At 62.6% G+C, this 13,009-nt stretch carries 8 protein-coding genes; all 8 read left to right on the top strand.

Going from position 1 to position 13,009, the window contains the following annotated elements; all coding sequences use genetic code 11:
- The first annotated feature begins 129 nt into the window (after window positions 1–129).
- The 8 genes from I41_RS20975 to I41_RS20940 all read left to right on the top strand — a co-directional run bounded on the left by I41_RS20975 (window position 130) and on the right by I41_RS20940 (window position 12,866).
- Window positions 130–921, top strand: a complete 792-nt coding sequence (locus I41_RS20975; RefSeq protein WP_210421018.1) for a PEP-CTERM sorting domain-containing protein — start codon at window positions 130–132, stop codon at window positions 919–921.
- Between the two features lie 825 nt (window positions 922–1,746).
- Window positions 1,747–3,540, top strand: coding sequence for a glycoside hydrolase family 10 protein (locus tag I41_RS20970; RefSeq protein WP_145434868.1), 1,794 nt, complete (start codon window positions 1,747–1,749; stop codon window positions 3,538–3,540).
- A gap of 5 nt (window positions 3,541–3,545) precedes the next feature.
- Window positions 3,546–5,414, top strand: a complete 1,869-nt coding sequence (locus I41_RS20965; RefSeq protein ID WP_145434867.1) for an AmpG family muropeptide MFS transporter — start codon at window positions 3,546–3,548, stop codon at window positions 5,412–5,414.
- On the top strand, window positions 5,411–6,979 hold the full coding sequence (locus I41_RS20960) for a glycoside hydrolase family 3 protein (protein ID WP_145434866.1): 1,569 nt from the start codon (window positions 5,411–5,413) through the stop codon (window positions 6,977–6,979). The genes I41_RS20965 and I41_RS20960 overlap by 4 nt, the downstream gene beginning before the upstream one ends.
- Before the next feature lie 185 nt (window positions 6,980–7,164).
- Window positions 7,165–8,220 (top strand): DUF1611 domain-containing protein, encoded by a 1,056-nt coding sequence (locus tag I41_RS20955; RefSeq protein WP_246133718.1) that lies wholly within the window; start codon window positions 7,165–7,167, stop codon window positions 8,218–8,220.
- A 114-nt stretch (window positions 8,221–8,334) separates the two neighbouring features.
- Window positions 8,335–9,357 (top strand): dipeptide epimerase, encoded by a 1,023-nt coding sequence (locus tag I41_RS20950; protein WP_145434865.1) that lies wholly within the window; start codon window positions 8,335–8,337, stop codon window positions 9,355–9,357.
- Window positions 9,358–9,526: 169 nt separating this feature from the next.
- Window positions 9,527–11,554 (top strand): serine hydrolase, encoded by a 2,028-nt coding sequence (locus I41_RS20945; RefSeq protein ID WP_145434864.1) that lies wholly within the window; start codon window positions 9,527–9,529, stop codon window positions 11,552–11,554.
- A gap of 73 nt (window positions 11,555–11,627) precedes the next feature.
- Window positions 11,628–12,866, top strand: coding sequence for a dipeptidase (locus I41_RS20940; RefSeq protein ID WP_210421017.1), 1,239 nt, complete (start codon window positions 11,628–11,630; stop codon window positions 12,864–12,866).
- Window positions 12,867–13,009: the final 143 nt, after the last annotated feature.

The raw sequence follows: 13,009 nt of genomic DNA, 5'->3' as shown, positions 1-13,009 counted from the left end.
AAATCGTTGAGGGCCCCCGTCCCCCCAAATAGACTGCAACTGGCGGAAACAACGCCGACGCGCCATATGTACTTACTCGTCTTGTTTTGAATCTGCAGCGCTGACCCACATCAGCAGGAGGGAAGTCTAATGAAAGTTACCCAGTTCGTGAGATCCTTCGCGCTCGCCGCCATGGCGATCGCGGCGATCTCGTCCAGCCGCGCCGAGGCGGCTCTCCTCATTAGCGATAATTTTGACGGCTACGCCAATCAGGCCGCCTTCGACGCCGTCTGGGCGCCCATCACGACCGGCGGCACGCTCACCAGCGCTCTTTCCGTCAGCGCCCCCAACTCCGTCAACTACGCCACGACGGCCCAGCGCAATGGGCAGACGGTGGCCGAGACCGGCGTCGTCAGCGGCAGCAACATCGTTTCCTTCAGCTTCGACTTCTACGACTCCAACGCCGCGCTCGCCCCGTACCGCCAATTCGCCAACTTGCAGGACGGGGCCAGTCCGACCAGCACCGGGCAACTCGTCTCGATGGGATTGAATAACAATCTCACCTCGGCGGCCGATGGCGGCAACTACTACATGGCGCGCATTCTCGGACTCGACGGCGGCACCGGAGCCAGCGCCTACTTCAAGCTCAACAACGCCGGTGCGCCCCTTCGCTCGACCGGTTGGCACAACCTGCGCGTCGATATCTCCGACCTGGTCTTTAACTTTTACGTCGATGGGTTTCTCGCGCAGACCATTGCGAACACCGGAACCGCCCGCAGCTACGAAACGGTTCGTCTCGGATCAGGGTTGTCGTCGACCGCTTCGGCCAACTTCGACAACGCCCGTCTCGAAACGCTCCAAGTCCCCGAGCCCGCCACCCTCGCCCTCGCCGGGCTGGGCCTCCTCGGTCTCGGCAGCGTCGTTCGTCGCCAACGCGCCTAGATAACCGAGCCTCTGGCATTGGCTGGGCAATCACGCGAAGAGATAGCAACAGCCGCTCGGGCTCCAAACTCGAGCGGCTGCTTTCATTGCTGCGTCCGCGCGAACGCGCCATCCGCCTCCCCCCATAATCAAGCGAGCCGGGGCGTCCCGCCTCCGTCACGCTGTCTCCAAGTCGCCCGCGCCTCGGTCGCTTCCCAGCAAGCGCCAAAGCCGCCCTACGCGTCACCACTGTCAACTCCCTAAAATTGGCCGCGCACCAACTTTCCACAAAATCGTCCAAATAGGCGACTACCATCTCGCTTTTGGCCGCGCGCTTTCAGAAAATAATGCGTTCGAGCTCGGAGACGGAACTTGAGTGGCCCGCGATTGCCGGCCGACAGTGTTGTTGAAGGCCGCGGATCCGCGCCCCTCGCATGGCTATGGCAGCGCGCACGGCGACAGAGCGCACCGCTTCGTTCGGCGTCGTCGCTCGCAGCCATCGTCGCCGCGAACGCACCAGATTTTTTGACAGAACGTCGGTTTTGTCACGATCGATTGGACAAAACGCATGCCGCACCTCGCCACGCAAAACGATGCCCTTCGTCGCGGAATTGACCGCCTTGAGCGGCAGTGCGGCCGCAATACGAGACGGTTGTGTCCATCGCGCGGCGATTGCGCTGCGGACAATTCAAGCCCGGCCGACAATAGCGCAGCGCGATGGCGCCTGGCGCGCGATCCGCGTGCGAGATGTCGCGCTGACCGCGCGATGCCAAATCGGTATGATGGCAGTTCGGCGAAGCATGCGGCAATCGCCCCAAGCAGCGGAACCCCAGGGAGAGTTCAGGCGTGATTCATCGACGTGCAAGTTGGCTAGCATTGGCGGCGTTCGCCGTGGCCGCATCCGTCGGCGCCCCCTCGGCGCCGGCGCAAGAGGTCCCGACGCCCCAGCGAGAGTTTCGCGCCGCCTGGATCGCGACGGTCGCCAACATCGACTGGCCCTCGCGGAAGGGGCTCTCGACCGAGCGGCAGAAGGCGGAGCTCGTCGCGCTGCTCGACAAGGCCGTCGCGCTCCATCTCAACGCGGTGATCCTCCAGATCCGCCCTTCGGCCGACGCTATGTACGCGTCACGCATTGAACCCTGGTCCGAGTACCTCAGCGGCACGATGGGCGTCCCGCCAAAACCCTTTTACGATCCGTTGAAGTTTGCGGTCGACGAAGCGCACAAGCGGGGACTGCAGCTTCATGTCTGGCTCAATCCCTATCGCGTCCGCCACAGCGACGCGCAGACGGCGCCGGCCCCCGCGCACATTAGTAGCTCCTTCCCGGAGATCGTTCGTGAGTACGGCGCCTATCTCTGGTTCGATCCAGGCGAGCCTGCGTCGCTCGAGCGGTTCATCGACGTGGTGACCGACGTGGTGCGGCGCTACGACATCGACGGCGTCCATATCGACGACTACTTCTACCCCTATCCAATCAACGACCAAGAGGGCAAGCCGGTTCCGTTTCCCGACGATGAGAGCTACGAGCGGGCGATGGCCGCCATGGAGTCGGCAGACGCCCACGGCGAGGGCGGGCATGGCGCCGCATCGGGGCATGGCGACGCGGCGGCTCATGGCGAGGAGACGGAACACGCTGAGGAGGCGGAACACGGCGAAGACCCTGAGCATGAGGAGGAGGCCCCGGCCCACGAGGACGAAGCAGCGCACGGTGAAGCGTCGGAGCACGCAGTCGATGAAGAACATGCCGCTGGCGAGGAGCATGGCGAGGAAGCGGCCCACGGCGCGGAGGATGCCCACGGCAAGCCGGCCGCGAAGCCCAAGATGTCGAAGGACGATTGGCGTCGCCAGAACTGCGATCGCCTGGTCGAAGAGATGTACAAAGCAGTCAAGAAGGAGAAGCCATGGGTGCTGGTGGGAATCAGCCCCTTCGGCATCTGGCGTCCGGGCCACCCCGAAGGGATTCAGGGTCTCGACCAGTACGCCACGCTCTACGCCGACGCGAAGAAGTGGCTCAACGAAGGTTGGGTCGACTACTTCACCCCGCAACTCTATTGGCAGATCGAGGGACCGCAGAGCTACCCCAAGTTGCTCGCGTGGTGGAGTAGCGAGAACGCGAAGCAGCGTCATCTCTGGCCCGGCAACGGGGCCCACAGCGTCCGCAAGTCGCCCGACGTGGCCCCAGCCCGCAACGCTTGGCCGGCGGAGGAGGTGATCAAGCAGATCGAGTTGACGCGCGAGATCGTCCCAAACGGTCCGGGCAACGTCTTCTTCAGCATCAAGTGCATCTTCGACAATCGCGACGGGCTGACCGACAAGTTGAAGGGCGGCGTCTATCAGGAACCGGCGCTGGTTCCCGCATCCCCCTGGCTCGGCGACGAAGCACCCGCCAAGCCGGAGGTCGCCGCCAAGCGAAACGGCCAAAGCGTGGCGTTGGAACTCAAGTCAGGCGACGACAAGCCGCCGTGGCTTTGGGTGGTTCGCACGCGCAGCGGAGACGTGTGGACGACCGAAATCGTGCCCGGCCGCGAGACGCGAAAACTGCTCACGGCGCAAGCCGGCGCCACAGCGGAAGAAGTCGCCGTCTCGGCGGTAACTCGCTTAGGCCGCGAAGGTGAAATCGTGGAAGTGAGGGTTCAGTAGCACCCGTGCGGCCAAGCTCGCCCAACGCCGATCGGACGCGCACCCCCTGGGCTTGGGTGCCAAGTCTCTACTTCGCGCAGGGAATTCCCTACGTCGTCGTGATGACCGTCGCGGTGATCATGTTCAAGCGACTCGGCGTAAGCAACAGTCAGATCGCCTTCTACACGAGCGTCCTCTACCTGCCTTGGGTGATCAAGCCGCTTTGGAGCCCGCTGGTGCAGCGGATCGGGACGCGTCGCGGCTGGGTGATCGTGATGCAGCTGCTCGTCGGAGCCGGGCTCGGGGCGGCGGCGCTCGCCATCCCGGCGGCCGACTTCGTCCGTTATACCCTGGCGGCGCTGGCATTCGTCGCGGTTGCTTCGGCGACGCACGACGTTGCGGCGGACGGGTTTTACTTGCTGGCACTTTCTAGTCATGAACAGGCTTGGTTCGTCGGTATTCGCAGCACGGCCTATCGGCTGGCGATGATCGCCGGGCAAGGCCTGCTGGTGATGCTGGCCGGGCAATTGGAGATTTCAACCGGCTTGCCATTGGTGAGAATCAATGTTGCGGCGACGACCGAGACGCCGCGGCCGCTTACCGCTGAGCCCGCCTCGTTCGCCGCCATCGACGACGACGGTCCGCAGCACGTCGTCGCCAGCAGCAACAAGTTGCAACTCAGCATCGGCGACCGCGCGAAGTCGGACGGCGAGGCGCTTGTCGCTCAAGTCCGGAAGTGGAACGTCGACCGCGGATTCTATCCAGCTCCGGAAGAGGCGACGCCGAAAGGCGGCAACGATTCGCCTGGCTGGTTGGCTCGCCTGGAAGATTGGATCCGCGCCAGATTCGGGCCGCAGCGGTCTGGCGATCAGGCGGCGAGCGAGCAGATCGGCGACCTGGCGATCGTCTACATGCGGCTGGCCAAATCAGTTCCGGCGGGCGAAGAACAAGTCGTTCAGGTCGGGCTCTCCGGCGGCGATCCGAGCTTCAAGGTCGTCGAGGGGGAACGCTTCGTCGTTACCGACCAAAACTGGACGGAGCCCTTCGCGTCGCTGGTGCAGGTTGAATCCGAACTCGACGAGCCGTCGTCAGCGACATTCGAAGTCCGCTCCGGCAACCTGACGCTCGCTTGGTCGGCGACCTTTTTCATCCTCGCCGGCTTGTTCGGGCTGGTCTGTCTCTACCACTTCTTCGCGCTGCCCCATCCGGCGGCCGACGGGCAGCCGACGACTGCCGCCTCGAACCCCCTCGGCGGATTCTTTGAACCGTTCGATGACTTCTTTCGCAAGCCGCGCATTCTGGCGCTGCTCGCGTTCCTGCTGCTCTACCGGCTGCCGGAATCGCAGCTGGTGAAGCTGGCGACGCCGTTTCTCATCGATCCGCGCGAGAAGGGGGGGCTGGCGTTGACGACCGGCGAGGTCGGTTTCGTCTATGGCACCGTGGGCGTCCTCATGCTCACCCTCGGCGGCATTATCGGCGGGTTCGTCGCCGCGAAGCATGGCCTCAAGCGCTGGCTGTGGCCGATGGCTCTGATTATTCACCTGCCTAACGCGGCCTTCCTCTTCCTCGCGATGGCGCAGCCTGACGACTTGTGGGTCATCACCGCGGCGGTCGGCGTTGAACAGTTCGGTTATGGCTTCGGCTTTACGGCGTACATGCTTTACTGCATCTACATCGCTCGCGGCGAACATCAGACCGTGCACTACGCCCTTTGCACCGGGTGCATGGCGCTCGGCATGATGATTCCCGGCATGTGGAGCGGCTGGCTGCAGCAGCTTATCGGTTACGAACATTTTTTCATCTGGGTCATGATTTGTACGATCCCCAGTTTCGCCACCGTGGCATTCATCCCGCTTGATCGGGACCTTGGCAAAAAGACGGAGGAAGCGGCGTGACCCCAAGCGAACAAGATGTTGAGTTTCCGGTCGATGCGTCGCTCCGCGAGAAGCTCGCCCAATTGATGTTCGTTCGCATTGGCTCGAATCTCCCGCCGGTCAAGACCGTGGAGGAGGACGAGGCTCGCGTCGCTCGATTGCTCGGGTCTTGTCCGATCGGGGGCTTGATCGTCTTCAACGGCAGCTATGCCGACACGCCGGCGACGCTGGCACGCTTGCAGCGGCAGAGCCGCTACCCGCTATTGGTTTCGTCTGATCTGGAGCGAGGCGCGGGGCAGCAACTGCGAGGCTATCCGCTTTTTCCCCACGCGATGGCGTTCGACGCTCTTGGCGCCGGAGCCGCCGAAGCTGTTTTCCGATTTGCGGAACTTACGGGGCAAACGTCGCGAGCCGCCGGCGTGCACATCGTCTTTGGCCCGGTGGCAGACGTGAATTCGGATCCCCAGAATCCGATCATCTCGACGCGGGCATTTGCCGCCGAGGCGCCACGGGCAGCTGAACTCGCTGCGGCCTTCGTCCGCGGCTGCAATGCCGCGGGGCTACTCTCGGCCGCGAAACATTTTCCGGGGCACGGCAATACCCATGAAGACTCCCATCACGCGCTGCCCACTGTCGATGCAACGCGCGCCGAGATGAATTCGCGAGAACTGCCGCCATTCGCCGCCGCGATCGCTGCCGGCGTTCCCCTGGTCATGTCGGCCCACGTGCGCTATCCGGCGCTCGACCCGGCCGGCTCCGCGGCGACGCTCTCGAAGCCGATTCTTACCGATCTCCTGCGCGGGGCACTTGGCTTCAAGGGCGCGGTCGTGAGCGACAGTCTGCTAATGGAAGGCGTCAAGATCGGCTGCGCCAATGAGGGCGAACTCGCGTTGAAAGCCCTCACGGCCGGCGTCGACGTTCTGCTCGACGTTGCTGACCCGTTAGGGACGTTGTCATCGCTTGAAAAGGCGGTCGCTTCCGGAAACCTTTCGCCAGCTCGCGTCGATGAAGCGCTCTCTCGAGTGTTGGAGCTAAAGGTCGCCGCCTTCGCCGCGCCATTGTCTGCAGCTTTCGATGAGGAGGAAAATCGACGAACTACGGAAATGATGGCTCTCGACGTCGCGCGGCGTGCCACTACGGTTCCAAAGCAGAGGGGCGGCCTGTTGCCCGTTTCGCCCGAACGCACCCTTTGCGCCGTCCTGATCAATCCCTTTCCGCTGCCCTCGAATGCCGAGCCGCCGCCGCTGGGGAAGCTACTGGCCGAGAAGTTTCCGCGGCTTGATTACCTTGAACTGGGGGCTGAGCCGAGCGACGCCGAGCTGGCTGCCATCGCCGGGCGGGCGGCGGCGGCTGACCAGCTGTTGGCGGCGTTCGTGGTGAAGCCTGCGGCCTGGCACCGCTTTGGGCTGCCGCCGCGGCTGCGCGAATGGCTACAGTCGCTGATCGCCCGGCGGCCAACGGTCGTCGCCTGCTTGGGGGCGCCGCAGGGACTCGATCCGGTCGCCGACGCGCCGGTGCAGATCTGCACTTTCAGCGACGTCCCCGTGTCGCAGGCCGCTCTCGTGGAGCGACTATTGGAAACATGAGAAACGGACGCAAATCGCGTCGCCCCGCCTTGCGCGAAAACTGAGATTCGCTGCGCAGCGTGCGTCTTTCCCCGAGCCGGGCGCCCTACTACACTCAGATTGGTTAGCGCAAATGAGCGATCACCCGCTCCGCTTCGCGCAGAATGTGGTTGCTGAACCTGTCGATCTAAGAGAGCGAGGCCTTCGTGGCAGTGGAACAGAGTGGACGTCGTCTGGCGATTCTGACTGAGGGTCACACCGAGCCGGTCACCGGGAAAACCGCGTCGAGCGTGCTACGTTATCGTCCCGAAGAGGTCGTCGCCCTGATCGACGGCACGCAGGCCGGACGCACGGCGCACGAGCTTCTTGGCGTCGGCGGCGAGACGCCCATTGTGGCCACCCTGGCGGAGTGCAAAGGCGCCAACGCGTTGATGATCGGCATCGCTCCCTCTGGCGGGCGCATTCCGCCGGCGTGGAAGGCGATTATTCTCGACGCGCTCAATCAGGGCATGGACGTCGTGTCGGGATTACACGAGTTCATCTCGAATGACCCTGCCTTCGTCGCCGCCGCCGCCAAGAGCGGCGCGACGATCACCGACGTCCGTAAGAATAATGAGAACGAAGTTGCGCACCGGCTGAACATTCGCGAAGAGTGTCTCCGCATTCACACCGTCGGCCAGGATTGTTGCGTCGGCAAGATGCTCGCCGCGATCGAACTGACCAACGCGATGAAAGCCCGCGGCCACGATGCCAAGTTCGTCGCCAGCGGGCAAACCGGCATCATGATTGAAGGCGACGGCGTGCCCATCGATTGCGTCGTCGCGGATTTCGTAAACGGCGCCATCGAGAAGCAGATTCTCGCCCACCAGCATCATGAAATGCTCTTTATCGAAGGGCAGGGGAGTCTCGCGCACCCTAAATACTCAGCCGTTACCTTGGGCCTGCTGCATGGCTGCGCACCGCACGGCATGATCATGTGTTACGAGGCGGCCCGCCCGGCCACCCACGGCATGGAGTACGTTCCGCTAACGTCGCTCGCCAAGCTGGTCGAAGTGTACGAAGTGATGGCGAACCTGATGGGGCCTTCGAAGGTGATCGGCGTCGCCATGAACAGCCGTCGACTCGATGACGATCAGGCCGAAGTTGAACGTGAGAAAGTCCGTGCGGAACTCGGATTGCCAGTGTGCGACGTCATTCGTCACGGCTCGGACGAGTTGGTCGAAGCAGTGCTGGCCATGCGGCCGCAACTAGTGGCTCGGTAGCCTGCGCATCAGAGCCCCCGGCCCCGCCCGTGAACGTTGTGAACTTACGCGTGCTTAGCACATCGTCCGCAGGCGGAGCCGGCGGCTACCATTCCGCACGATTGACGGGACGCCATGATTACGCTGAAGACGCACGATTTCCAACTCCCGTTGCGACACGTCTTCTCGATTTCACGCGAGTCGACGAGCGTCCAGCCGACGTTGATCGTGGAACTGACCGACGGCGTCCATCGTGGTTTTGGCGAGGCGACGACCAACAAGTATTATGGCGCGACGCTCGACTTGATGCGTGCGTCGCTTGATTCGGTCCGCTCGATTGTCGAGTCGGCCGAGCCGCTCGATCCAGAGAATCTCTGGGAACAGACGTGGCCGCTCCTCCAGACAAATCCATTTGCCCAATGCGCGCTGGACCAGGCGGCGACCGATCTGTGGGGCAAGCAGCAGGGATCGCCTGTGTACAAGCTTTGGGGACTCTCGACCGACCGCGTGCCGCAATCGAATTTCACCATCGGCATCGATACGGTCGAGGTCATGGTGCAGAAGCTGCTTGAAATGCCGGGCTGGCCGATCTACAAGATCAAGCTCGGCACAAAGTACGATATGGACATCGTTCGCGAACTGCGCAAGCACACCGACGCCGTGTTCCGCGTCGACGCAAACTGCGGTTGGAACGCCGATCAGGCGATCGCCTACTCCCACGAACTGGCAGAACTCAACGTGGAGTTCATCGAACAACCGCTGCCCGCCGATCAGTGGGGCGAAGTAAAGCGCGTCTACGAAAAGTCGGCGCTTCCCATCATTGCCGATGAAAGCTGCATTTGCGAAGCGGACGTGCAACGCTGCGTCGGCCACTTTCACGGCGTCAACGTCAAGCTCACCAAATGCGGCGGCCTCACTCCGGGACGGCGGATGGTGATCAACGCCCGCCAGCACGGCCTCAAGACGATGGTTGGCTGCATGACGGAGTCGACGGTCGGCATCTCGGCGATCGCGCAACTCTTGCCGCTGCTCGACTACGTTGACATGGACGGCGCGGCGCTCCTGGCGAGCGACGTTGCGACCGGCGTCGTCGTGGATCGCGGGACATGCATTTACCCGGCCGTCAACGGCACAGGCGCTCAATTGATCGAAGCGTAACCTGCGACGCTGCCTCAAGAATTTATCAGTTCGTCGGCGCGACCGTAGCACGCGGGAATCGTGGAATGCCGCGGCCGGCGGACGACGGTTTTGCTTGCAGATCGGGTTTTGCCCGTCGTCGGTGGCTCGAGCCAACGCCCTCCGTTAACTAGCTTAGCGAGAAACTACAATGCGATGCTTCTTCGGCGCGTGGACGCTGCTCCTCTTCATGGCCGCGACTCCCGCACGTTGCGGTGAGTTGGCCGAACTGATTCAGCCCTTGATCGACGCGCATCAAGGCGACGTCGCGGTCGCCGTCAAAGACTTAAATACCGGAGAGACATTTGAACATCAGGCGCACAAGACGATGCCCACGGCCAGCCTGATCAAGTTCCCGCTGATGATCGCCGCGTATCAGGCGATCGAGGAGGGGACGGCTGACCCCGCAACGCTAATCGAGCTCAAGGAGTCTGATAAGGTTCCAGGATCCGGAATCCTAACGACGCACTTTTCCGACGGCGCGAAAATCTCGCTCCGCGACGCCATCCAACTGATGATCGTCTACTCCGACAACACGGCGACGAATCTCGTCGCGAACGAGGTCGGGCTCGACAAAACAGCGGCACTTATGGAGAAACTCGGCTACCCAGAAACAAAGCTCCATTCGTTCGTCTTCAAGCGCGAGTCGTCGCTGTTTCCTGAGCGAAGCGTCAAATTCGGCCTGGGCAGCTCGACGCCGGCAGATATGGCGTCGCTGCTGGAGAAGTTGCAGAAGAAAGAACTCGTCAGCCAAGAGGCAAGCGAGAAGATGCTCGGCCATCTCTACGCCTGCGCCGACAAATCGACGTTTCCACGGAACTTGCCAAACGTGAAAATCGCGCACAAGACCGGCGCGACCAATGAAGTCCGGACCGATGCCGGCATCGTTGACGGTCCGAAAGGACCGATCGTCCTGTGCGTGATGACCAATGAAAACAGGGATCAAAGCTGGGGCGGCGAGAACGCGGGCGATGTTCTGTGCAGCAAGATCGCGCAGGCCGTTTACCAGCACTTCAGCGACGATGAGGAAGCAACGCCCGAGCCCGACTCGGGCATTGTGAAAATGGGGTCGGCCGGTCCGCTGGTTGCAATGCTGCAGCGGACGTTGAACGCCCGCGTCACGCCGTCGCCTGGCCTCACCGACGACGGCGACTTTGGACCAATGACCGAGAGCGCGGTCATCGCGTTCCAGAAGGCGAAAGGGATTGAGCCCAATGGCGTCGTGGGCCGTGAGACTTGGGAGGCGCTCGGTCCGCTCGTTGAAGAGGGACCCGCGGCGCCTGCTCCGGAAATCGCCAACGCGGAAATCATTGAGAAAGAGCCGGCTGACGATCTCGACGGGCCGCCGTTCGTCGCGAGCAAGGTCTGGGCCATCGCCGACGGCAAGACGGGCGAGCTCCTGTGGGGCTCCAACGCCGACGCACCCGTCGATATCGCGAGCACGACGAAAATGATGACGGCTTACGTCATTGGCAAGTATGCTCAGGAACATCCAGACGCGCTCCAGGAGAAGATTACGTTCTCAAAGCGCGCCGATGACACGATTGGCTCGACCGCAGAGTTGCGCGCGGGGGAAGTGGTTTCAGCTGAAGAGTTGATGTACGGTCTGCTGCTCCCCTCGGGCAATGACGCATCTGTGGCGTTCGGCGAACACTTTGGCTCGCGGCTGGCGCCCGGCGGCGACGAAGAGATTGACGCAAAAGAATCGCCGAAGAAATCTTACGGCAAGTTTATCGACGCGATGAATGCCGCCGCGAAAGAACTCGGCATGGACCATAGCCACTTCGACAATACGCACGGCTTGACCGAAGAAACCCACAAGGCAAGCGCCGCCGACATGGCGAAGCTGGCTCATGCTTTGAAGCAGATTCCCTTCCTGCAGCAAGTGGTTTCTACTCCGCAGCATGGCGCTACCGTCACTGGCCCCGGCGGTTACGAACGGAACGTGCTCTGGAAGAACACCAACAATCTGCTGAAGATCGCAGGGTACGACGGCGTGAAGACGGGCACCACGTCGGCGGCCGGCGCTTGCCTGGTTTCCAGCGCCACGCGCGGAGATGATTCGCTCATCGTGGTTGTCCTCGGTGCACCGTCGAGCGAATCTCGGTATGTCGACTCGCGCAATCTCTATCGCTGGGGTTGGACGCAGTTGGAGAAGCGGAAGGCCGAAGGGAAGTGACGCGCATTGCCGGCATTTCATGACGGCTTCAATTCGTTCGATTCTGCCCGAAATGGTCATCGTGAGGCTACCCATGAACTCGCTAAGTAAGTTGATGGAGCGGTTGGCCCTTGTGCTGGTTGTCGGAGCGTTGGCGTCCGCCGAGTCGCCGGCCGCCGAACCGGTCAGCCGACCGCCGGTCGTCCTCACCGACGAAGCTCGCAAGCTCCACGCCGAGACGTTGCTGATCGACGGCCACAACGACCTCCCTTGGGAACTCCGCCAGCAGGCCCGCGGTCAGTTCGACAAACTCGACGTCTCCAAGGCGCAACCAACGCTGCAGACCGATATCCCGCGCTTGCGCCAAGGCGGCGTCGGGGCGCAGTTCTGGTCGGTGTGGGTGCCGGGCGAAACGTCTAAACGCGGTGCTGCGCTGTCGACGACGATCGAGCAAATCGAGCTCGTCAAGGCGATGATTGCGCGCTATCCCGAGACGTTCGAGTTGGCGCTTACCGCGAATGACATCGAGCGCATCGCCAAGACGGGAAAAATCGCGTCGCTCATCGGCGTCGAAGGAGGTTACTCGATCGAAGGGTCGATCCCCGTGCTCCGGCAACTGTACGGCATGGGAGCGCGGTACATGACGCTTACGCATTCCGACTCTCTTGACTGGGCCGACTCGGGGACCGACGTCCCCCGCAGCGGCGGTCTCTCGGACTTTGGCGAAGAAGTCGTCCGCGAGATGAATCGTCTCGGCATGATGGTCGATATTTCGCACGTCTCTCCCGCTGCCATGAAGGCGGTGCTGAAGGTCGCCAAGGCGCCAGTGATCTTTTCCCACTCTTCGGCCCGCGCCGTCGCCGATCATCCGCGTAATGTGCCTGACGACGTGCTGAAGCTGACGGCGGCGAATGGCGGCGTCGTCATGGTCAATTTTTTCTCGGCATTCATCGTCCCTGAATCCGCCGCGCGCGACGTGGAGCGGATGGCTTACCGGCGCGAAATCGATAAGACGATCTCCGACGAGGGCGAGGTCGAACAGGCGATGAAGCGGTGGGACGCCGAACATGGCCGGGGCGAACGCGGCACGATCCACACGCTGATCGATCACATCGATCACATCGTCCAGGTGGCGGGGGTCGAGCATGTCGGGATCGGTTCCGACTACGACGGGGTTTCGATGTTACCCGCGCAGCTGGAAGACGTGAGCACGTATCCCTACATCACGCAGGCGCTGCTCGACCGCGGTTACAGCCACGAAGACATTAAAAAAATCAACGGCGGCAATCTGCTGCGAGTGATGCGCGCGACCGAGCAGGCGGCCGAGAAGTAGCCGCTTCAGCCCTCCGATCCGCGGGCGCGTGCCGCTACTCGGGATGACGCCTTCCGTTACGGTGGCCGCCCCCCCTGGCGAAGCCAAGGGATGCAAGAAGACGCACTCCGCCGCCTTCGGTCGTCCCACGTGGGGGGCGGAGA

The sequence above is a fragment of the Lacipirellula limnantheis genome, assembly GCF_007746075.1.
In the GTDB taxonomy this organism is placed as follows: Bacteria; Planctomycetota; Planctomycetia; order Pirellulales; family Lacipirellulaceae; genus Lacipirellula; species Lacipirellula limnantheis.
Note: the sequence above shows the minus strand (reverse complement) of the source record. Positions and strands in the feature narration are given on the sequence as shown.

Coding starts and splice junctions, on each gene's coding strand:
- I41_RS20940 (WP_210421017.1), top strand. CDS start 11,628: ATGAACTCGCTAAGTAAGTTGATGGAGCGGTTGGCCCTTGTGCTGGTT.
- I41_RS20975 (WP_210421018.1), top strand. CDS start 130: ATGAAAGTTACCCAGTTCGTGAGATCCTTCGCGCTCGCCGCCATGGCG.
- I41_RS20950 (WP_145434865.1), top strand. CDS start 8,335: ATGATTACGCTGAAGACGCACGATTTCCAACTCCCGTTGCGACACGTC.
- I41_RS20945 (WP_145434864.1), top strand. CDS start 9,527: ATGCGATGCTTCTTCGGCGCGTGGACGCTGCTCCTCTTCATGGCCGCG.